Source organism: Streptomyces sp. NPDC046465 (assembly GCF_040646035.1).
In the GTDB taxonomy this organism is placed as follows: Bacteria; Actinomycetota; Actinomycetes; order Streptomycetales; family Streptomycetaceae; genus Streptomyces.
Map to the genome: position 1 here is coordinate 1 of NZ_JBEYZK010000002.1, position 20,700 is coordinate 20,700.

At 70.3% G+C, this 20,700-nt stretch carries 17 protein-coding genes; 11 read left to right on the forward strand and 6 right to left on the reverse strand.

Going from position 1 to position 20,700, the window contains the following annotated elements; all coding sequences use genetic code 11:
* Positions 1–732 (forward strand): fructose-bisphosphatase class II family protein (locus ABZ953_RS02915; protein WP_361715711.1); only part of this gene is annotated, 732 nt, incomplete at its 5' end.
* A gap of 103 nt (positions 733–835) precedes the next feature.
* On the opposite strand, the gene ABZ953_RS02920 is transcribed toward ABZ953_RS02915, so the two are convergent.
* Together ABZ953_RS02920 and ABZ953_RS02925 are read right to left on the reverse strand one after the other, a co-directional pair.
* Entirely contained in the window at positions 836–1,210 is a 375-nt protein-coding gene (locus ABZ953_RS02920) for a WhiB family transcriptional regulator (protein WP_361715714.1), read from the reverse strand.
* A gap of 129 nt (positions 1,211–1,339) precedes the next feature.
* Positions 1,340–2,008: a DUF1707 domain-containing protein gene (locus ABZ953_RS02925; protein WP_361715717.1), complete on the reverse strand. Its 669-nt coding sequence runs from the start codon at positions 2,006–2,008 to the stop codon at positions 1,340–1,342.
* A 205-nt stretch (positions 2,009–2,213) separates the two neighbouring features.
* Here ABZ953_RS02925 and ABZ953_RS02930 point away from each other — a divergent pair, with 205 nt between their 5' ends.
* Entirely contained in the window at positions 2,214–3,881 is a 1,668-nt protein-coding gene (locus tag ABZ953_RS02930) for a fumarate hydratase (RefSeq protein ID WP_361715720.1), read from the forward strand.
* A 97-nt stretch (positions 3,882–3,978) separates the two neighbouring features.
* On the opposite strand, the gene ABZ953_RS02935 is transcribed toward ABZ953_RS02930, so the two are convergent.
* Complete coding sequence (locus ABZ953_RS02935) at positions 3,979–5,514, reverse strand: ricin-type beta-trefoil lectin domain protein (protein WP_361715723.1); 1,536 nt, start codon at positions 5,512–5,514, stop codon at positions 3,979–3,981.
* A 122-nt stretch (positions 5,515–5,636) separates the two neighbouring features.
* Between ABZ953_RS02935 and ABZ953_RS02940 the strand changes: the two genes are divergently transcribed.
* The 4 genes from ABZ953_RS02940 (at position 5,637) to ABZ953_RS02955 (ending at position 10,655) form a co-directional block, all read left to right on the forward strand.
* Positions 5,637–7,049, forward strand: coding sequence for a class II fumarate hydratase (locus ABZ953_RS02940; protein WP_361715726.1), 1,413 nt, complete (start codon positions 5,637–5,639; stop codon positions 7,047–7,049).
* A gap of 50 nt (positions 7,050–7,099) precedes the next feature.
* Positions 7,100–7,786, forward strand: coding sequence for a DUF402 domain-containing protein (locus ABZ953_RS02945; RefSeq protein ID WP_361715729.1), 687 nt, complete (start codon positions 7,100–7,102; stop codon positions 7,784–7,786).
* Positions 7,787–7,902: 116 nt separating this feature from the next.
* Positions 7,903–8,544, forward strand: coding sequence for a class I SAM-dependent methyltransferase (locus ABZ953_RS02950; RefSeq protein ID WP_361715732.1), 642 nt, complete (start codon positions 7,903–7,905; stop codon positions 8,542–8,544).
* A gap of 200 nt (positions 8,545–8,744) precedes the next feature.
* The gene (locus tag ABZ953_RS02955; RefSeq protein ID WP_361717000.1) at positions 8,745–10,655 is read left to right on the forward strand and encodes an ATP-binding SpoIIE family protein phosphatase; all 1,911 of its coding nucleotides are present in this window, start codon (positions 8,745–8,747) and stop codon (positions 10,653–10,655) included.
* Positions 10,656–10,750: 95 nt separating this feature from the next.
* Here ABZ953_RS02955 and ABZ953_RS02960 read toward each other — a convergent pair whose 3' ends face one another.
* Positions 10,751–13,030 (reverse strand): transglycosylase domain-containing protein, encoded by a 2,280-nt coding sequence (locus ABZ953_RS02960; protein ID WP_361715735.1) that lies wholly within the window; start codon positions 13,028–13,030, stop codon positions 10,751–10,753.
* A 250-nt stretch (positions 13,031–13,280) separates the two neighbouring features.
* Between ABZ953_RS02960 and ABZ953_RS02965 the strand changes: the two genes are divergently transcribed.
* Genes ABZ953_RS02965 through ABZ953_RS02975 form a run of 3 tightly spaced genes read left to right on the forward strand, consistent with a single transcriptional unit; the run spans position 13,281 to position 16,899 of the window.
* The gene (locus ABZ953_RS02965; RefSeq protein WP_361715738.1) at positions 13,281–13,808 is read left to right on the forward strand and encodes a PadR family transcriptional regulator; all 528 of its coding nucleotides are present in this window, start codon (positions 13,281–13,283) and stop codon (positions 13,806–13,808) included.
* Positions 13,805–14,491 (forward strand): ABC transporter ATP-binding protein, encoded by a 687-nt coding sequence (locus ABZ953_RS02970; RefSeq protein WP_361715741.1) that lies wholly within the window; start codon positions 13,805–13,807, stop codon positions 14,489–14,491. Before ABZ953_RS02965 ends, ABZ953_RS02970 begins: the two co-directional genes overlap by 4 nt.
* Positions 14,488–16,899, forward strand: coding sequence for an FtsX-like permease family protein (locus tag ABZ953_RS02975; protein WP_361715744.1), 2,412 nt, complete (start codon positions 14,488–14,490; stop codon positions 16,897–16,899). The genes ABZ953_RS02970 and ABZ953_RS02975 overlap by 4 nt, the downstream gene beginning before the upstream one ends.
* Positions 16,900–16,971: 72 nt before the next feature.
* Here the strand turns inward: ABZ953_RS02975 and ABZ953_RS02980 are convergent, their stop codons facing one another.
* On the reverse strand, positions 16,972–17,925 hold the full coding sequence (locus ABZ953_RS02980) for a LysR substrate-binding domain-containing protein (RefSeq protein ID WP_361715747.1): 954 nt from the start codon (positions 17,923–17,925) through the stop codon (positions 16,972–16,974).
* Between the two features lie 133 nt (positions 17,926–18,058).
* On the opposite strand from ABZ953_RS02980, the gene ABZ953_RS02985 reads away from it, so the two are divergent.
* On the forward strand, positions 18,059–18,613 hold the full coding sequence (locus ABZ953_RS02985; protein WP_361715750.1) for a peroxiredoxin: 555 nt from the start codon (positions 18,059–18,061) through the stop codon (positions 18,611–18,613).
* A gap of 16 nt (positions 18,614–18,629) precedes the next feature.
* Positions 18,630–19,160 carry an alkyl hydroperoxide reductase gene (locus tag ABZ953_RS02990; RefSeq protein WP_361715753.1) on the forward strand — a complete coding sequence of 177 codons (531 nt, stop codon included), beginning with the start codon at positions 18,630–18,632 and terminating at the stop codon, positions 19,158–19,160.
* An 85-nt stretch (positions 19,161–19,245) separates the two neighbouring features.
* Here the strand turns inward: ABZ953_RS02990 and ABZ953_RS02995 are convergent, their stop codons facing one another.
* Entirely contained in the window at positions 19,246–20,604 is a 1,359-nt protein-coding gene (locus ABZ953_RS02995) for an AI-2E family transporter (RefSeq protein ID WP_361715756.1), read from the reverse strand.
* Positions 20,605–20,700 lie beyond the last annotated feature (96 nt).

Genomic DNA, 20,700 nt, shown 5'->3' on the forward strand with positions numbered 1-20,700 from the left:
GACCCGATCGACGGCACGACCCTCTGCGCGAAGGGCATGCCGAACGCCATCGCCGTGCTGGCCGCCGCCGACCGCGGCGCCATGTTCGACCCGTCAGCCGTCTTCTACATGGACAAGCTGGTCACAGGCCCCGAGGCCGCCGATTACGTCGACATCAACGCGCCCGCCTCGGTCAACATCCGCCGCGTCGCGAAGGCCAAGAACTCCTCGCCCGAGGACGTCACGGTCATGATCCTGGACCGCCCCCGCCACGAGGGCATCGTCAAGGAGATCCGCGAGACCGGCGCCCGCATCAAGTTCATCTCGGACGGCGACGTCGCGGGCTCGGTCATGGCGGTCCGCGAGGGCACCGGCGTCGACCTGCTCATGGGCATCGGCGGCACCCCCGAGGGCATCATCTCGGCCTGCGCGATCAAGTGCCTGGGCGGCGTGATCCAGGGCAAGCTGTGGCCCAAGGACGACGCCGAGCGCCAGCGGGCCATCGACGCGGGCCACGACCTGGACCGCACGCTGTCCACGGACGACCTGGTCAAGGGCGACAACGTCTTCTTCGTCGGCACCGGCATCACCGACGGCGAGCTGCTCCAGGGCGTGCGCTACCGGGCGGCGACCGCCTCGACCTCGTCCCTGGTCATGCGCTCCAAGTCGGGCACGATCCGCAAGATCGACTCCGACCACCGGCTGTCGAAGCTGCGCGCGTACAGCGCGGTCGACTTCGAACGCGCCAAGTAGAACGGCAGCAGTACGCAGCAGGCAGCAGACCGTACACATGCCGAAGGGGGCGTCCCATGCTGGGACGCCCCCTTCGGCATGTGGTTCGCGCCGCGCCCCACCGCTATCCGGCGGCCGCGATGCCCGCCGCGTGGGACGCCTTCTTCAGCTCCAGGTCGCGCCGGCGGCGGCGGGCCAGGACCACGCGGCGCTCGGCGGCGGTGAGGCCGCCCCACACGCCGTACGGCTCGGGCTGGAGGAGGGCGTGTTCGCGGCACTCGACCATTACGGGGCAGCGGGCGCAGACGCGCTTGGCGGCCTCCTCCCGCGACAGCCGCGCCGCGGTCGGCTCCTTGGACGGGGCGAAGAACAGGCCGGCTTCATCGCGGCGGCACACGGCTTCGGTGTGCCACGGGGCGTCATCATCCCGATCTCGCATGGGTGACCGCTGGGCCGGAACTGCGGCGACCTGCAGAGACTGATGCGACGGTTGCAGCACGGGTCTACTCCTGACGACGGCTTCGCGAGCGAGAGACGATGCAGCAAGCTCTACCCGCTGTGTGCGCGCCTATGCACTGAGTTCCGATGTACGGATGTGCCGCTTCCTCATCGTGGCCGACGAGCGCCGTCAGTGGCCGGTGCGCTTGCCCAGTCGCCGGTGCAGATCGCGGACGAGCTTGCCGCGCTGCGGGAGCGCCTCGATGCTGCCGAGGACCGCGATGCCGTCCACGTAGACCACGGGGGCGTCCTGGTCCGGCGAGTCGATCGTGTCCACCTCGAAGCTGCCGAGCACGCCGCCGCCGCTGCCACGCAGCGAGACGTTCTCCGGGACGCGGATCTCGACCGAGCCGAAGATCGCCACGGCCTTGATGACGACCTGGCGCTGCTCGAAGATCGCCTCGCTCAGGTCGATCTCGACGCTGCCGAACACGGCGTACGCGTGCGTGCGGCGGGCCACCCGCCAGCGGCCCCTGCGCGCGGAGCTGCTGAGCACCGCGACGAGGTTCTCGTCGGCGACGGGCGGGACGACGCCGGGGGACGGCCGGGAGGGGGCGGGCTCGGGGGAGGGCTCGGGGGCGCGGCCGCGGGCGGGTGCCGGGGCGTGGGCGGCGGGCAGGTCGCGGACCAGCGGCTCCAGGTCGGCCATGGTCTTGGCGCCATACACCCCCTCGATCCGCTCCGCGTGCTCCTCGGCGGTCAGTCGGCCCTCGGCCAGGGCCTCGCGCAGGACGTCCGCCGTGCGGTCCCGGTCGGCGTCGGAGGCACGGAGCGCTGGAGGATGCTTTTCGAGGTCCACGCAGAGCAGCGTACCCAGACGCGATAGATCGCGACTACCCCTGTGGACAACCGACCCTGCGGACAATCCCTTGCCGTGCCCCGCGGGTCGCGGCAGATCTACTGAGCCTTACCTCACAGGATCGGCCCGACGTACGCGCTCTACGCTGGATGACGCGTCGCCAATGGAGGCCGCGCCGCTGTCTGCCGAGTGAGGAATGGCCGTAATGCCAGAGTTTGCGTACTCCGATCTGCTCCCGCTGGGAGAGGACACCACCCCGTACCGGCTGGTGACCGCCGAGGGTGTCTCCACCTTCGAGGCCGACGGGCGGACGTTCCTCAAGGTCGACCCGGAGGCGTTGCAGCAGCTGGCCGCCGAGGCGATCCACGACATCCAGCACTACCTGCGCCCCGCCCACCTGGCCCAGCTGCGGCGCATCGTCGACGACCCGGAGGCCTCGGGCAACGACAAGTTCGTGGCGCTCGACCTGCTGAAGAACGCGAACATCGCGGCGGCGGGCGTGCTCCCCATGTGCCAGGACACCGGCACCGCCATCGTCATGGGCAAGCGCGGCCAGCACGTCCTCACCGAAGGTGAGGACGAGAAGGCGCTCTCCAAGGGCATCTTCGACGCGTACACGAAGCTGAACCTGCGGTACTCGCAGATGGCTCCCCTGAACATGTGGGAGGAGAAGAACACCGGCTCCAACCTCCCCGCCCAGATCGAGCTGTACGCGACCGACGGCGGCGCCTACAAGTTCCTCTTCATGGCCAAGGGCGGCGGCTCCGCCAACAAGTCGTTCCTCTACCAGGAGACGAAGGCCGTCCTGAACGAGGCCTCCATGATGAAGTTCCTGGAGGAGAAGATCCGGTCCCTGGGGACGGCGGCGTGCCCGCCCTACCACCTGGCGATCGTCGTCGGCGGCACGTCCGCCGAGTTCGCCCTGAAGACCGCGAAGTACGCCTCCGCGCACTACCTGGACGAGCTGCCCGCCGAGGGCTCCGAGACCGGTCACGGGTTCAGGGACAAGGAGCTCGAAGAGAAGGTGTTCGAGCTGACGCAGAAGATCGGCATCGGCGCGCAGTTCGGCGGCAAGTACTTCTGCCACGACGTGCGCGTGGTGCGCCTGCCGCGGCACGGCGCCTCGCTGCCCGTCGCGATCGCCGTCTCCTGCTCGGCCGATCGCCAGGCGACCGCGAAGATCACGGCCGAGGGCGTCTTCCTGGAGCAGCTGGAGACGGACCCGGCCCGCTTCCTGCCGGAGACCGAGGACTCCCACCTGGACGAGTCCGCTGACGTCGTGAAGATCGACCTCAACCAGCCCATGGACGACATCCTCGCCGAGCTCACCAAGCACCCGGTGAAGACCCGTCTCTCGCTGACCGGACCCCTCGTCGTGGCCCGCGACATCGCGCACGCCAAGATCAAGGAGCGGCTCGACGCGGGCGAGGAGATGCCGCAGTACCTGAAGGACCACCCGGTGTACTACGCCGGTCCCGCGAAGACCCCCGAGGGTTACGCGTCCGGCTCCTTCGGGCCGACGACGGCCGGGCGGATGGACTCCTACGTAGAGCAGTTCCAGGCCGCCGGCGGCTCCAAGGTCATGCTCGCCAAGGGCAACCGGAGCAAGCAGGTCACCGACGCGTGCGACGCGCACGGCGGCTTCTACCTCGGCTCGATCGGCGGCCCGGCCGCGCGCCTCGCGCAGGACTGCATCAAGAAGGTCGAGGTCGTCGAGTACGAGGAGCTCGGCATGGAGGCGGTCTGGAAGATCGAGGTCGAGGACTTCCCCGCCTTCATCGTCGTCGACGACAAGGGCAACGACTTCTTCCAGAACCCGGCCCCGGAGCCGACGTTCACGCACATCCCGGTGCGCGGGCCCGGCCTGGTGTGATCTTTTGAGGGGCGCGGGGAACTGCGCGACCAGCCACGACGCGCCCGCAGCGCAAGGTCACGCAGTTCCCGCGGAGGACGGCTCCCAGAGCCTGTCGTCAGGCGAACCGCTGGTTCGCCGCCCCCGTGCACTTCTGCAGCCGCACCGGCTCCTTGGCCCCCGCAAGGGTCAGACAGAGCCCGCTGGCAGCGGCGGGCCGCACCGTGCCCGCCTCGCGGACGAACTTCTGGTTGCCGCCGCCGTGGCAGTTCCAGAGGGTGACGGCGGCGCCTTCCTTGTAGGCCCCGTCCGGCACGTCCAGGCAGCGGTCCTGGGTCAGACCGGTGTGCAGCGACCGCTGCGTGCCGTCGTACCACCAGGTCTGGTTGCGGTTGCCGGTGCAGTCCCAGCCCTGGACCTTGGTTCCGTTGCGGCTCTTGGACGCGTCGACGTCCACGCAGGTCCCGGTGGCCTCGTTCTTCAGCGGCTTGTACGCGTCGTCCCAGGCGCCCTCGTACAGCTTCGGGCTGCCCGTGCTCGCGGGGTCGGCGCAACTGCCCTCACGCTTGCCCGAGTCGTAGATCTGGGTGAGGCAGGACGCGAAGGCGGCGTGGCCGCGGGCGTTCGGGTGGAAGGACTGGCGCACCGAGTTGGAGTCCGGCGGGAACGGGTTGGACAGGTCGACGTAGAGGCCGCGCGCCCAGGTGTCCTCCGTGCAGACCTCGTGGCCGTGAAAGAGGCGGGAGTTGTCGAGGTAGGTCGCGCCCGCGTTCCTGGCGGCCTTGCGCATGCCGGTCTCGAAGGCGGGCACCGCGTAGTTGCGGCCCCACTCGGTGTCGGAGTCGTAGCCGAGTCCGCCGCAGGCGAGCTTGCCGGGGAACTTGGGGTTGTCGCGGAAGTCCGGGCCGATCGGGCTCGGGTAGCCCATGGCGACGAGCTGGTAGTCGCCGTCCTGGTAGCCCGCGTCCTTCATGACGGTCTTCAGGTCGCGGAGGGACTGCTCGACCTTGGGCACGAGGCCGTCGACCCGCGCCTGCCAGCCGTCGTTGTACTTGCCCGCGCACGCTCCCTGGCTGAGCAGGAAGCGGGTCACGCAGTCCGTCATCACGCCGGAGAAGTCGAGGTCGTCGTTGGCGCCGATGACGAGCAGGATCGTCTTGATCTTGGTGTTTCGGGCCTTGACCGCGAGGTTGTCGCTCTGGACCAGTTCGTCGGCGTACTGCTTCTGACCGCCGATCCTGATGTTGGCGGTCTGCGCTCCCGAGCAGGCGACGTTGTACGTCACGTCGGCCGGGATGCCGGTGCGGTGGATCGCGGCGTCCGGCGAGCGGTGGCACCAGTTGACGGGGCCGTCGGTGCCAGGCTCGTACGTCCCGACGCCCTCGCCGGAGATCTCGCTGTCGCCGAGCGAGATCAGGCCGGTCTTGCGGTCGGCCATCGGGCGCTCGGCCGGACTGCCGTAGAGCTTCGTGGCCTCGTCCGCCCGGATCTTCTCCAGATCGGGCGGCAGTGGCGCCGCGGCGGGCGCCTTCCCCCCGCTCCCGTCCGCCGCCTGGGCGGGTACTGCGGCGGCCGTGCCGAGCACGGCGGCCATCGCGACGGCTGCCGCGAACGAACATCGCAGTCGGCCACCGCTGCGATTGATGCGCTTCATTGCGCCTCCCCGGTGTGGTGTTACCCAGGGTTTTTACTGGTCAGTAGCAGGCTTGGGAATACCTGGAACAAGACAAGTGCTCAACTTTTTACGGGGTTTGAGCGGAGAGGTAGGTTCAGCGCATGACCAGCGACGCCAGCGGCGGCCAGACCGGCGAGTACCGGATCGAGCACGACTCCATGGGCGAGGTACGGGTCCCCGCGCACGCCAAATGGCGGGCCCAGACCCAGCGCGCGGTGGAGAACTTCCCCATCTCGGGGCAGGTCCTGGAGCGCGCCCACATCGCCGCCCTCGCCCGGATCAAGGCGGCCGCCGCCCAGGTCAACGCGGAGCTCGGGGTGCTCGACAAGGACATCGCCGACGCCATCGCCGCCGCGGCCGCCGAGGTCGCCGAAGGGCGCTGGGACGACCACTTCCCGGTCGACGTCTTCCAGACCGGCTCCGGCACCTCGTCCAACATGAACACCAACGAGGTCGTCGCCACCCTCGCCACCGAGCGCCTCGGCCGCGACGTCCACCCCAACGACCACGTGAACGCCTCGCAGTCGTCGAACGACGTCTTCCCGTCCTCGATCCACATCGCGGCGACGGACGCGGTCACCGGCGACCTGATCCCCGCCCTCGACCACCTCACCGCCGCCCTCGAGCGCAAGGCCGCGGAGTTCGCCGACGTCGTGAAGTCCGGCCGTACGCACCTCATGGACGCCACGCCCGTGACGCTGGGCCAGGAGTTCGGCGGCTACGCGGCCCAGGTGCGGTACGGCGCCGAGCGGCTGCGCGCCTCGCTCCCCCGCCTCGCCGAACTGCCGCTCGGCGGCACGGCCGTGGGCACCGGCATCAACACCCCGCCCGGCTTCGCCGCGGCCGTGATCGCCGAGGTCGCGCGGGCCACCGGGCTGCCGCTGACCGAGGCGCGCGACCACTTCGAGGCGCAGGGCGCGCGGGACGGCATCGTCGAGACCAGCGGGCAGCTGCGGACCATCGGCGTCGGCCTGACGAAGATCGCGAACGATCTGCGGTGGATGGCGTCGGGTCCGCGCACCGGCCTCGCCGAGATCAGCCTGCCGGACCTGCAGCCCGGCTCGTCGATCATGCCCGGCAAGGTCAACCCGGTCATCCCCGAGGCCGCCCTGATGGTCGCCGCGCAGGTCACCGGCAACGACGCGACGGTCGCCGCGGCCGGGGCCGCCGGGAACTTCGAGCTCAACGTCATGCTCCCGGTCATCGCCAAGAACGTCCTGGAGTCCATCCGGCTGCTCGCCAACGTCTCCCGGCTGCTCGCCGACCGGACCGTCGACGGGATCACCGCGAACCGCGAGCGGGCCCGCGAGTACGCCGAGTCCTCGCCGTCCGTCGTGACGCCGCTGAACAAGTACATCGGATACGAGGAGGCGGCGAAGGTCGCCAAGAAGTCGCTCGCCGAGCGCAAGACGATCCGTGAGGTGGTGCTCGAATCCGGGTACGTCGAGCGGGGCGACCTCTCCCTGGAGCAGTTGGACGAGGCCCTGGACGTCCTGCGCATGACACATCCCTGACGGAGCCCGGACTCCGGGCGGGCTTCAGATACAGGCTCTAGTATCTGTCCATGACAGACCTCGACGGGCAGACGACGGCCGGCGGCGGAGCGGTGCGGTGGGCGCCGGGGGACCACATCCTGTGGCGGTACCGGGAGAACTCCGGGCACCGCGTCCACATCTGCCGCCCCGTCACCGTCGTGCGGGACACCGAGGACCTGCTCGCCGTGTGGATGGCGCCCGGGACCGAGTGCGTGAAGCCGGTGCTCGCCGACGGGACGCCCCTGCACCACGAGCCGCTCGCCACCCGCTACACCAAGCCGCGCAGGGTCCGCACGGGCCACTGGTTCGGCACCGGAGTCCTCAAGCTCGCGCGGCCCGGCGACCCCTGGTCGGTCTGGCTGTTCTGGGACTCGGGCTGGAAGTTCAAGAACTGGTACGTCAACCTGGAGGAGCCGCGCGTCCGTTGGACCGGCGGCGTCGACTCCGAGGATCACTTTCTGGACATCTCCGTGCGCCCGGACCGCAGCTGGTGCTGGCACGACGAGGACGAGTTCGAGCAGGCCCGCAGGGTGGGCCTGATGGACGCGGGAAAGGCCGCTGACGTCCGCGCCGCCGGGCAGGCCGCACTTGACGTGATCGGTGCCTGGGGGGCGCCGTTTTCGGACGGCTGGCAGAACTGGCGGCCCGATCCGTCCTGGGTCGTACCCTCCCTTCCGGATGACTGGGACCGTACGCCCGCGCATGTGTCCTCATGAGACCCTTGATGCGCCCCCGTGGTTCAAACGTAGGATCGTCCTCCGCAAGGGCGCACAGCAGCAACTCCGTGCGTCCGCGCGGTGCCTGACAGGAAGTCATCGAGGGGCGGCAGAACGTGAGCGAGGACCGCAGAGGTCAGGCCGAGGCCTTTGACGCCATCGGGCAGCACTACGACGACGCCTTCCCGCACAAGGAAGGCCAACTGGACGCCGGAAGCCGCCTCGCCGCGGCGCTCCCGGCCGGGTCCGCCGTGCTCGACGTGGGCTGCGGCACCGGCCTGCCGACCGCCCGCCAACTGACCGGATCAGGCCACTCGGTCCTCGGCACCGACATCTCGTCGGGCATGCTGGACCTGGCGAGAAAGAACGTCCCGGCAGCCCGGTTCCGGCAACTCGACATCGCGGAGCTGCGGGCCGAAGGGCCGGGCGGAGTCGGCACGTTCGACGGCATCGCCTGTTTCTTCTCCCTCCTGATGCTGCCGCGCGCCGAGATCCCCGAGGCGTTGCGGCTGCTGCACGGTCTGCTGCGACCTGGAGGCCTGATGGAACTGTCCATGGTCGAGGCCGACCTGGACGACGCGGCGATTCCGTTCCTGGGGCACACAATCCGGGTATCGGGATATCTGCGGGAGGAACTGCGGCAGGTCGTGCGGGACGCGGGCTTCGAGATCACCGGCGAGGACACGTATTCGTACGCCCCCGCAAGCAGCGACGCACCACCCGAGCACCAGGTCTTTCTGCACTGCCGACGCGGCTGAGCAACGTGCAACGCTGGACGGCGCGCACGGCGCGCAGCCCCGGACGGACGGATTCGAAACGCGTGACGGAGCACCTCACCCCCCACGAGGGTCGCAAGGCACCAGCTGCCCGGCCGACCGCCCCCGCGGATCCCCGCGGGGCGCTGCTGCGTTCCCCCGAACACCCGGAGGGCGCCGGCGAGGCGCGTTCGGAGGCGCCCTTGCCGTCCGGCGAGCACTCCCAGTCACCGGCCGCCGAGCCCGACCCGCACCGGCCGCGCCCCGTGCCCGAGAGCGGCGTGCCCTCCCAGCCCGGACCCGCCCCTGGCGGCCCGGCGGTCCCGCCGGACGGCGAGGAGCGGCGCTCCGGCGCGCCGCGGCCGCCGGGTGCGGGGCCGGTGGCGATGCGGCGTGACGGCGACCGGCTGCGCTTCGTGGGCGCCGCGACCCGGCGCATCGCCCGCGGCATCGACCTCGACGAGATCGTGATGGGGCTGTGCCGGGCGACGGTGCCGACGTTCTCCGACGCGATCCTGGTCTATCTGCGCGATCCGCTGCCGGTCGGCGACGAGCGCCCCACCGGGCCGCTGGTGCTGCGGCTGCGCCGCACCGACCGGCTGCGCTCCATCGACGAGGGCGCCGAGGAGCCGGAGACCGACAGCGGCGGCGCCCTGCCCCCGCTGCAGATGGTGCAGCCCGACATCACCGACGTGATGGGCAGCGCCGAGCTGTGCGAGGTGCGGCCCGGCGGCGCGCTCGCCGAGGTCCTGCGCGGGGTGCGCCCGGTCTTCGCGGATTCGGCGGCGGCGCGGGCCGCACTGCCCGAGCTGCTCGGCGAGGGGCGGACCCTGCCGGGCGGGCAGCGGGCGATCCTCGCGCCGCTGCGGGGACGGCGCCGGGTGATCGGCGCGGCGGTCTTCCTGCGCCGCCCCGACCGGCCCGCGTTCGAGGGGGACGATCTGCTGGTCGCCGCCCAGCTGGCCACGCACAGCGCGCTCGGCATCGACAAGGCCGTCCTGTACGGCCGCGAGGCGTACATCGCCGACGAGCTGCAGCGCACCATGCTCCCCGAGACGCTGCCGCGCCCGACGGGCGTGCGGCTCGCCTCGCGCTATCTGCCGGCCGCCGAGACGGCCCGCGTCGGCGGCGACTGGTACGACGCGATCCCGCTGCCCGGCAGCCGGGTCGCCCTGGTCGTGGGCGACGTCATGGGGCACTCGATGACCTCGGCGGCGATCATGGGACAGCTGCGGACGACCGCGCAGACCCTGGCCGGGCTCGACCTGCCGCCCCAGGAGGTCCTGCACCACCTGGACGAGCAGGCCCAGCGGCTCGGCTCCGACCGCATGGCCACCTGCCTGTACGCGGTGTACGACCCGGTCTCGCACCGCATCACCATCGCCAACGCCGGGCATCCGCCGCCCGTCCTGCTGCACCTGGGCGGCCGCGCCGAGGTGCTCCGGGTCCCGCCGGGCGCGCCGATCGGAGTGGGCGGCGTCGACTTCGAGGCCGTCGAGCTGGACGCCCCCGCGGGCGCGACGCTGCTCCTCTACACGGACGGCCTGGTCGAGTCCCGGCTGCGCGACGTGTGGACCGGCATAGAACAGCTGCGGGAACGGCTGGCCGCCACCGCCCAGTTGACGGGCCCCGACCACCCGCCGCCCCTCGAAGCCCTCTGCGACGAGGTGCTCGACATGCTCGGCCCGGGTGACCGGGACGACGACATCGCGCTGCTCGCCGCCCGCTTCGACGGGATCGCCCCGAGCGACGTCGCGTACTGGTTCCTGGAGCCGGAGAACGCGACGCCGTCCCGCGCCCGCCGCCTGGCCCGCAGCGCGCTGGTGCGCTGGGGTCTTGAAGAGCTCACGGACTCGGTGGAGCTCCTGGTCAGCGAGGTCGTGACGAACGCCGTGCGGTACGCGTCGCGGCCGATCACGCTGCGCCTGCTCCGTACCGACGTGCTGCGCTGCGAGGTCGGCGACGACGTGCCGCAACTGCCCCGCCTGCGCAACGCCCGCGCCACCGACGAGGGTGGCCGCGGCCTGTATCTCGTCAACAAGATGGCGCGGCGCTGGGGTGCCACGCGGCTGAGTACCGGCAAGGTGGTCTGGTTCGAGCTGAACCGGAGCTGAGCAGCTCTCTGGTCTACGACGAAGGCGCCCCGGACCGTTTCGGTCCGGGGCGCCTTCGTCGTGTGCTGATCGTTCCCGCGGCTGCGGCTGCGGGGTCAGTCCCTGCCGAACAGGCCGTCGTCCGGGTCCTCCGGGAGGTCGGGTGAGGTCGTCGGGTCCGGATCGGTCGTCCGCGTCGGCGTCGGGGTCGGCGTCGGCGAGTGCGTCGGGGTCGGCGTGTGCGTCGGCGTCGGCTTGTTGGTCGGCGACTTCGTCGGCGTCGGGTCCTTCTCGGACTCCGTCGGGGTGGGCGTCGGATCCTTCGAGACCGACTGCGTCGGGTCCGGCGGCGGCGCGATCGCCGCGCCCATGTTCGTGTCGAGGTCGAACTGGCTCGGCGCGCCCATGGCGTCGAACGTGTAGGCCGCCCAGATCTCGGCGGGGAAGCTGCCGCCGTCGACGCGCGCCTTGCCGCCCGCGCCCTTCATGGAGACATGCTTGTTCTTCTCCGGGGTGCCCGGGGGGCCCTCGCCGAACAGGCCGACGGAAGTGACCAGCTTCGGCGTGTAGCCGGTGAACCAGGCCGACTTGTTGTTGTCGGAGGTACCGGTCTTGCCCGCCACGTCCTGCTCGGGGTTGCGCACCGCGTGGCCCGTACCGTCGTCGACCACGCCGGTGAGGACCGAGGTGAGCGAGTCGGCCGTGCCGCGCTTGATGACCTCTTCGCCGACCGGGTCGGGCAGGTCGACGGTGCGGTCCTTGTGCTCGACGGAGCCGACGAGCGCCGGGGTGACCTTCTTGCCGTGGTTGTCGAGCGTGGCGTACACGCCCGCCATCTCCAGGGGGCTCGCGCCCATGGAGCCCAGGGTCTGCGCGGGCACGGCAGGCAGGCCCTTGACGTCCATGCCGAGTTTGCCCGCCATCTCCATGACCTCGGGCATGCCCACGTCGACGCCCATCTGCGCGAAGACGGAGTTGATGGACTTGTTCATCGCCTTCTGGACGGTGACGGGTCCGTAGCTGCGGCTGTCCTCGTTGGGCGGCGCGAAGCCGACCTCGCTGCCCTTGACCGGTCGCCTGCTGGTGCCGTCGTAGATCGTGCCGGCCGTGATCGGCTTGCCGTCCTGCGTGGTGGCGCCGTGTTCCAGGGCCGCGGCGAGGATCAGCGGCTTGAAGGTGGAGGCGGACTGGTAGTCGCGGCGGGTCGCGTTGTTCGTGTAGTGCTTCACGTAGTCCTCGCCGCCGTACATGGCGAGGACCTTGCCCGTCTTCGGGTCGACGGACGCGGCGCCCGCCTGGACGCGGGCGTCCGCCTTGTTCTTCTTGCGGTCGAGGTTGTCGTTCAGCTTCTTGTCGACGGCCCGTTCGAGCTTCTTCTGCTTCTTGGGGTCGATGTTCAGCGTGACGGTGTAACCACCGGCCTCGAACTGAGCCTCGCTGAGGTTGCTGTTGCGCAGGACCTCACGCTTGGCCTCCTCCACGAGGTAGCCGATCTGGCCCTCGCGGCCGGGCGGGGCCTTGGGGCGCTCGGGCGTGGGGAACTTCAGGTCCGAGCGCTTGCCGGAGTCCAGCCAGCCCTCCTCGACCATGTTGTCGAGGACGTAGTTCCAGCGGGCCTTGACCAGCTTCCTGCCGGTCGGCGTCGCGGACGTCCAGTCGTACTGGCTGGGGGCCTGCAGCAGCGCCGCGAGGTAGGCGCCCTGCTGCACCTTCAGGTCCTTGGCGTCGACGCCGTAGTAGGCCTGGGCCGCGGCCTGGATGCCGTACGCGCCGCGGCCGTAGTAGCTGGTGTTGATGTAGCCCGCGAGGATGTCGTCCTTGCTCTTCTCGCGGTCCACCTTCAGCGAGACGACCAGTTCCTTCAGCTTGCGGCTGACGGTCTGGTCCTGGCTGAGGTAGTAGTTCTTCACGTACTGCTGGGTGATGGTCGAGCCACCCTGCTTGCCCTTGCCGGTGACCGTGTTGAGCACACCGCGGGCGGTGCCCTTGAAGTCGATGCCCTCGTCCTTGTAGAAGGACTTGTTCTCGGCGGCGACGAAGGTCTTCTGGACGTCCTCCGGGACCTTGTCCAGGTCGACGATCTCGCGGTTCACGTCGCCGGTGCGGGCGATGACGTCGCCGTTGCTGTACCGGTAGACGTTGCTCTGCATCTTCGCCGCCGCATTGCCCTTGGGTATGTCCACCACGAGGTACAGGATCACGAAGCCGAGCATGCCAAGGAGGATGAATCCGAGGAACGTGCCGAGGATCTTCTTCCAGGTGAAGAAGCGGCGTATGCCGGTGCGCTTGGGCTTGCCCCCGCTGGTGCGCTTGGGCTTGTCCCCGCCCGACGGGCGCCCGCGCGCTGCCCGGCGGGCACCGCGCTGCCGCGCTTGTCGTTCTTCGGCTCGGCCCATGACTGAGAGTGCTCCGCTTCCGTCTAGTCCTCATGCGTACGTCGAGTCAGCTCATGAAGCTAACACCGCACTGCGGGACAAACTCCGGCCCATCCGGTCTTTTCCGGACGTGACAATGAGCACCTGCCCCTTAGGAACCGACGTTCTCAAGGCCCGGATGGTTGCCCACCCGTCGCACAAATGATCACTGCACCCACCTATGCACGGCACGTATACACCGCACGTATACACACCGTGTAGAGTGCTCAGCATGTCCATTGGCCACACCCTTCTGGGTCTCCTGGAGTCCGGCCCCCGGCACGGCTACGACCTCAAGCGCGCCTTCGACGAGAAGTTCGGGCACGACAAGCCCCTGCACTACGGGCAGGTCTACTCGACCATGTCCCGGCTCTTGAAGAACGGCCTCGTCGAGGTCGACGGCATAGAGGCGGGCGGCGGACCCGAGCGCAAGCGGTACGCGATCACCGAAGCCGGCATCACGGATGTCCAGCGGTGGCTCGCCACCCCGGAGAAGCCGGAGCCCTACCTTCAGTCGACCCTCTACACCAAGGTCGTCCTCGCGCTCCTCACCGAACGCGACGCCGCCGAACTCCTCGACGTACAGCGCGCGGAGCACCTGCGCCTGATGCGCATCCTCACCGACCGCAAGCGCAAGGGCGATCTCGCCGACCAGCTCATCTGCGACCACGCGCTCTTCCACCTCGAAGCCGATCTGCGCTGGCTGGAGCTGGCCGCCGCACGTCTCGGCAAGCTCGCCCAGGAGGTGCGCTCCGCATGACCCCCGCAGGTTCCCTCCTCGCGGCCGAAGGACTCCGCAAGGAGTACGGCCCGACCACCGCGCTCGACGGCGCGGCCTTCTCCATCCACCCCGGCGAGGTCGTCGCCGTCATGGGCCCCTCCGGCTCCGGCAAGTCGACCCTGCTGCACTGCCTCGCCGGGATCGTCCGCCCCGACGCGGGCTCCATCACGTACGGCGGCCGCTCGCTGACCGACATGTCGGACGCCGAGCTGAGCGGCCTGCGCCGCAGCGAGTTCGGCTTCGTCTTCCAGTTCGGCCAGCTCGTCCCCGAGCTCACCTGCGTCGAGAACGTCGCGCTCCCGCTGCGCCTCAACGGCGTCAAGCGCAAGGCCGCCGAGGCGACGGCCCGCACCTGGATGGAGCGCCTGGAGGTCGACGACGTCGCCGCCAAGCGGCCCGGCGAGGCGTCCGGCGGCCAGGGCCAGCGCGTCGCCGTCGCCCGCGCGCTCGCCACAAGCCCGCGCGTCATCTTCGCCGACGAGCCGACCGGCGCCCTCGACTCCCTCAACGGCGAACGCGTCATGGAGCTCCTGACCGACGCGGCCCGCTCCACCAACGCGGCCGTCGTCCTGGTCACCCACGAGACCCGCGTCGCCGCCTACTCCGACCGCGAGATCGTCGTGCGCGACGGCAAGTCCCGCGACATGGAGCGGATCGCATGAGTGCCACCCGGGTCCGCCCGCAGGCCCCCGCCGCGCCCGCGACCGCCACCACCCCGTCCGGCGGCACCGCCTGGCTGCGCGACCTCGGCATGGGCATGCGGTTCGCCTCCGGCGGCGGCCGCGAAGGCTGGATCCGTACGATCCTGACCGCCGTGGGCGTCGGCCTCGGCGTCGCCCTGCTGCTCGGCGCGGCCTCCGTGCCCAACCTCCTGGAGAACCGCGACGACCGCGCCGTCGCCCGCACGCCGCACTTCTCGGCGGACGGCAAGCCGCCCGCGGCGAGCGACACGACGCTGATGGTGCGCGACACCGGCACCGAGTTCCACGGGCGCACCGCGACCGGCAAGTTCCTGAAGGCCGACGGCGGCCACCCGGTCCTGCCGCCGGGCCTCGACAAGATCCCCGGGCCCGGCGAGATGGTCGTCTCGCCCGCGCTGCGCGACGTGCTCGACGACCCGGCGAACACCCTGCTCAAGGAGCGCTTCAGCGCGTACAAGCAGGCCGGGACCATCGGTGAGGCGGGGCTCATGTCCCCGGTCGAGCTCTACTACTACGTCGGCGCCGACACGCTCACATCGGCGCACGGAGCGCATCGCTTCGAGGGCTTCGGCGAGGACGACTCGCTGCCCCTCGACCCGTTCCTGATGGCGCTCGTCGTCCTGATCTGCGTCGTCCTGCTCACCCCGGTGGCGATCTTCATCGGCACCGCGGTGCGGTTCGGCGGCGACCGGCGCGACCGGCGGCTCGCCGCGCTGCGCCTGGTCGGCGCGAGCGCCCGCTCGGTGCGCAGGATCGCCGCGGGCGAGGCGCTGTTCGGCGCGCTCGTCGGGCTGGCCTTCGGCGCGGTCCTCTTCCTGCTCATGCGCCAACTGGTGGGCATGGTCGACCTGACGAACGTCAGCGCGTACCCGTCCGACATGGTGCCCGCGTCCGGCCTGGTGGTGCTGATCGCGGTGGCCGTACCGGTGTCGGCGGTCCTGGTGACGCTGATCTCGCTGCGCTCGGTCGCCATCGAGCCGCTCGGTGTGGTCAGGGGCGGCAAGCAGCGGAGGCGCCGCCTGTGGTGGCGCGTCGTCCTGCCGGTCGCCGGTATCGGCATCCTGCTCCTCTCCGGCCGCATCGACCGCGACATGGGCAACGACGCCGTCAACGTGACGGCGATCGCGGTGGGTTCGTCGCTCGCCCTGATCGGGCTCAGCGCGCTCCTTCCCTGGCTCGTCGAGGCCGTCGTGGGGCGGCTGCACGGCGGTCCCGTGCCCTGGCAGCTCGCCGTCCGCAGGCTGCAACTGACGTCGGGCACGGCGTCCCGCGCGGTCAGCGGGATCACCGTCGCGGTGGCGGGCGCGGTGGCGCTACAGATGATGTTCGCGTCCATGCACGACGACTTCACCCAGGTCACCGGCCAGGACACCACGCGTGCGCAGCTCACGGTCCGCAGCGGCTCCGGCGACGGCGCGCTCGCCCAGCGGATGATCGACGACTTCACGAAGACCGAGGGCGTCACCAAGGTCATCGGGACCGTGCAGGCGTACGTCACCCGCCCCGGCGGCAAGAAGGAAGACGGCCTGACGCCGACCACGGAGCTGACCATCGGCACCTGCGCGACCCTGCGCGAGCTGGCGGACCTCGACTCGTGCAAGGACGGCGACACCTTCGTCGCGCACACGGGCAGCAAGGAGCAGAACGACTGGGTGGACGCGACCGCACGCCCCGGCAAGCCCGTCAACGTCGGGCCCGACCCCGACTTCAACAAGGGGGCGAAGCCGGTCCTGTGGACGCTGCCGAAGGGCACGCCCACCGTCAAGGCCCGGCCGAACCCGTCCGGCACGAAGATGGACGGCATCTTCGCGACGCCCGGCGCGGTCGACATCAAGAAGCTCGACGACGCGTCGACGTCCTCCTGGGTCAAGCTCGACCCGAAGGCGCCGGACGCCGAGGAACACGTGCGCAACACCGCGGCACACATCAGCCCGTTCCTCGGCGTGGACTCGCTGAAGGCGGTCGACCGCGACAAGCAGTACGCGTCCATCGCGCGCGGCCTGCAGATCGGCGCGGCCGTCACCATGGCGCTGATCGCCGCGTCCATGCTGGTGTCGATGATCGAGCAACTCCGCGAGCGCAAGCGCCTCCTGGCCGCGCTCACCGCGTTCGGCACGCGCCGCTCGTCGATGGCGTGGTCGCTCCTGTGGCAGACGGCGATCCCCGTCGCCCTGGGCCTCGCCCTCGCGATCGGCGGCGGTCTCGGCCTGGGCGTGGTCATGACGCGCATGATCGGCAAGGGGGTCACCGACTGGTGGTCGTTCCTGCCGCTGACGGGCGCGGGCGCGGCGATGGTAGCCGTCGTCACGCTCCTCAGCCTGCCGCCGCTGCGGCGCATGATGCGCCCGGACGGACTGCGCACGGAGTAGGGCCCTGGGGGGAGCGCCCCCACACCGCCCCGCGCAATCAGAAGCGACCCCACGGCCGTTGCCGGTGCAGGTTCACACCACCCGCACCGGCAACGGCCGCACGGCCCCCCGCAAGGCCCGCGCCAACTCCTCGTACTCGGCCGCCCGCGCAGCCCCCGTCCGCATCGCGAGGGCGATCCGCCGGGTCGGCGCGGGATCGGCGAAGTACCCGGTCAGGAGCTGATTGCTGCGGCTGGTCTCCACCCGCACCGCCGTACGCGGCAGCAGCGTCACGCCGAGCCCGCCGGCCACCAGCTGGACGAGGGTGGAGAGCCCGGCGGCGGTCGTGGTGACGGGAGCCTCCGCGCGGCCCGCCTCCCGGCAGATGTCGAGGGCCTGGTCGCGCAGGCAGTGCCCCTCGTCGAGGAGCAGCAGGTTGAGCTCCTTCAGCGCCTCGCGCGGAATCCCCTCGCGGCCGCCGAGCCAGTGGTCAAGGGGCGTGACGAGCACGAAGTCCTCGTCGAAGAGCGGCAGTTCGCTCACCCCCGGCACGCCGAGCGGCACCGCGAGCAGCAGCAGGTCGAGCCGTCCCGCCGTGAGCCCTTCGAGGAGCGAGGAGGTCTGCTCCTCGTGCACCTGGAGGTCCAGGTCCGGGTACCGCTCGTGGACGAGCGCGATCACCGTGGGCAGCAGGTACGGTGCCACGGTCGGGATCACGCCGAGCCGCAGCGCGCCGGTGAACGGCGCCTTGACCGCGTCGGCCTCCTCCATGAGCGCCTCGACCTCGCCGAGGACCGCCTTGACCCGTACGGAGAGCCGCTCGCCCGCGGGCGAGAGCAGTACCTTACGGGTGGTCCGCTCCAGGAGCTTGACACCCAGTGCCTCCTCCAGCGCGGCAACGGCCCCGGAGAGCGCCGGCTGGCTCATTCCGATCGCGGCGGCGGCGTCCCGGAAGTGCAGGTGCTCGGCCACGGCGGCGAAGGCGCGCAACTGCGCCAGGCTGGGCTGTCTGCCCTGTGACGGCTTGCCCCTATGTATGGCTCGCACTGATAACCACCTCCGATCAACATGACCCACTCTAGCTATTTCCGTAATCAATGCACCCTGTGCCAACATCGACTTCAGTCCAACCCCATAGGAATCTCCTCAAAAGGGATTTTCCTTGTCGCAAGGAGTACGTGTGCTCACTGTCGGTGACAAGTTCCCCGAGTTCGACCTGACCGCCTGTGTCTCGCTGGAGAAGGGCTCGGAGTTCGAGCAGATCAACCACAAGACCTACGAGGGCAAGTGGAAGATCGTCTTCGCGTGGCCCAAGGACTTCACCTTCGTGTGCCCGACCGAGATCGCGGCGTTCGGCAAGCTGAACGACGAGTTCGCCGACCGTGACGCCCAGGTCCTCGGCTTCTCCGGTGACTCCGAGTTCGTGCACCACGCCTGGCGCAAGGACCACCCGGACCTGACGGACTTGCCCTTCCCGATGCTGGCCGACTCGAAGCACGAGCTCATGCGTGACCTCGGCATCGAGGGCGAGGACGGCTTCGCGCAGCGCGCCGTCTTCATCGTCGACCAGAACAACGAGATCCAGTTCACGATGGTGACCGCCGGTTCCGTGGGCCGTAACCCCAAGGAGGTCCTCCGGGTCCTCGACGCCCTGCAGACCGACGAGCTGTGCCCCTGCAACTGGACCCAGGGCGACGAGACCCTGGACCCGGTCGCGCTGCTCTCGGGCGAGTGAACAGGAGTTTTCTGACATGGCACTCGACGAACTGAAGTCCGCCGTTCCGGACTACGCCAAGGACCTGAAGCTGAACCTCGGCTCGGTCATCGGCAACTCGGACCTGCCCAAGCAGCAGCTCTGGGGCACGGTGCTCGCCTGCGCGATCGCCTCCCGCTCCCCGAAGGTGCTGCGCGAGCTCGAGCCCGAGGCGAAGGCCAACCTCTCCCCCGAGGCGTACACGGCCGCCAAGTCGGCCGCCGCCGTCATGGCGATGAACAACGTCTTCTACCGCACGCGCCACCTGCTCTCCGACCCGGAGTACGGGACGATGCGCGCCGGTCTGCGGATGAACGTCATCGGCAACCCGGGCGTCGAGAAGGTCGACTTCGAGCTGTGGTCCCTCGCGGTCTCCGCGATCAACGGCTGCGGCCAGTGCCTGGACTCGCACGAGCAGGTCCTGCGCAAGGCAGGCGTCGACCGCGAGACGATCCAGGAGGCCTTCAAGGTCGCCGCGGTCATCCAGGCGGTGGGCGTCACGCTGGACTCCGAGGCTCACCTCGCGTAGTTCCGCCGGAGCTCGTAACCGAAGCTCGTAAAAGAGTGGGGCCCGGAACCGAAAGGTTCCGGGCCCCACTCTTTGTGTGCGCGGGCTACTCCTGCGGGTCGTCCGTACGCTCCGGCGCGGACGCCGACACGGCCGCGGAGTCCAGGGCGGTCGCGCCCCTGGGCTGCGGAGCCTGCTTCAGCGCGGCCTCGCGGGCATAGGACCGGAGGTAGCCGACGACCGTGTTCGTGACGGCGACCAGCGGCACCGCCACGACCGCACCGCCGACCCCGGCGACCATGCCGCCCGCGGCGACGGACAGGATCACCGCGAGGGGATGCACCCGCACCGCGCGGCCGAGGATGAACGGCTGCAGGATGTGCCCCTCGATCTGCTGCACCGCGAGGACCACCGCCAGCGCCATCACCGCGGTGAACACGCCCTGCGTGACCAGGGCGACGACCACGGCGAGCGCGCCGGAGGCCACGGCGCCGACCAGCGGCACGAACGCGGCGAGGAAGATGATGACGGCGAGCGGCACCGCCATCGGCACCCCGAGGAAGTAGATTCCGAGGCCGATGAAGATGGCGTCGATCAGAGCCACTATCACCGTGCCGCGCACGTACGCGGTGAGCGTGCGCCAGGCCCGCGGACCCGCGCCCGCGATGCCGGGCCGCGCCTGAGCGGGCATCAGCTTCAGGAACCACTGCCAGATGCGCTTGCCGTCGTACAGCAGGAAGAGCGTCGAGAACATCGCGAGCAGGATGCCGGTCAGCATTTCGACGATGACGGTGACGCCTTCCAGGCCCGCGGAGGTGAGCTCCTCCGTGTTGGAGCCGACCGCGTCACGCAGGCTCTTCGCGATGTCGTTGATCTGGTCCTCGGTCACATGGAACGGGCTGTTGAGGAGCCACTTGCGCAGATCCTCGATGCCGTCCTGGACCTGCCGGGACAGTTCGTCGGCGTTCTCCATGACCTGCCACACCACGAACCAGCCGACCAGGCCCATGATGACGAAGCCGAGGATCGCGGTGACCGCCGTCGCGAGCCCGCGCGGCAGACCGAGGTTCTTGAGCCGGGCCACCGTGGGCTGCAGCAGCGCGGTGATCAGCAGGGCGGCCACGAACGCGAGCACCACGAGCTGCACCGCGCTGATGACCTTCATCAGGACCCAGAGGGTGCCCGCGAGGACCAGCATCCGCCAGCCCGCCTCGGCGGCGACCCGCACGCCCCACGGCACGGCGTCCACGGGGTCGGGTCTCGCCGCTATGGCCGGCGCGTACGCGGGCGGCGCCGGCACGTGTTCGTTGTCTTCACTGTCATCGTGATCGTTCTCGACGACGGATTCTCTCGGCTCGTCGGCGTCCGAGTCGGCGTCCTTGTCGCGGCGCTGCTCGTTCAACCGCTCGCCCATCCCGCTCAGTCCGGCGCCAACCCGGCCGAGCCACCCTGGCACTCGCGACATGATCCGTCCTCTACCCCCGTCTTTCCCCACCACTCCCCCCTGGAGCTGTCGCACCGACCGTACACGGGAGAGACCCCCCACCGAAGGACGGTGAGG

Coding starts and splice junctions, on each gene's coding strand:
- ABZ953_RS02930 (WP_361715720.1), top strand. CDS start 2,214: ATGCCAGAGTTTGCGTACTCCGATCTGCTCCCGCTGGGAGAGGACACC.
- ABZ953_RS02935 (WP_361715723.1), bottom strand. CDS start 5,514: ATGAAGCGCATCAATCGCAGCGGTGGCCGACTGCGATGTTCGTTCGCG.
- ABZ953_RS02940 (WP_361715726.1), top strand. CDS start 5,637: ATGACCAGCGACGCCAGCGGCGGCCAGACCGGCGAGTACCGGATCGAG.
- ABZ953_RS02945 (WP_361715729.1), top strand. CDS start 7,100: ATGACAGACCTCGACGGGCAGACGACGGCCGGCGGCGGAGCGGTGCGG.
- ABZ953_RS02960 (WP_361715735.1), bottom strand. CDS start 13,030: ATGGGCCGAGCCGAAGAACGACAAGCGCGGCAGCGCGGTGCCCGCCGG.
- ABZ953_RS02965 (WP_361715738.1), top strand. CDS start 13,281: ATGTCCATTGGCCACACCCTTCTGGGTCTCCTGGAGTCCGGCCCCCGG.
- ABZ953_RS02970 (WP_361715741.1), top strand. CDS start 13,805: ATGACCCCCGCAGGTTCCCTCCTCGCGGCCGAAGGACTCCGCAAGGAG.
- ABZ953_RS02975 (WP_361715744.1), top strand. CDS start 14,488: ATGAGTGCCACCCGGGTCCGCCCGCAGGCCCCCGCCGCGCCCGCGACC.
- ABZ953_RS02990 (WP_361715753.1), top strand. CDS start 18,630: ATGGCACTCGACGAACTGAAGTCCGCCGTTCCGGACTACGCCAAGGAC.
- ABZ953_RS02995 (WP_361715756.1), bottom strand. CDS start 20,604: ATGTCGCGAGTGCCAGGGTGGCTCGGCCGGGTTGGCGCCGGACTGAGC.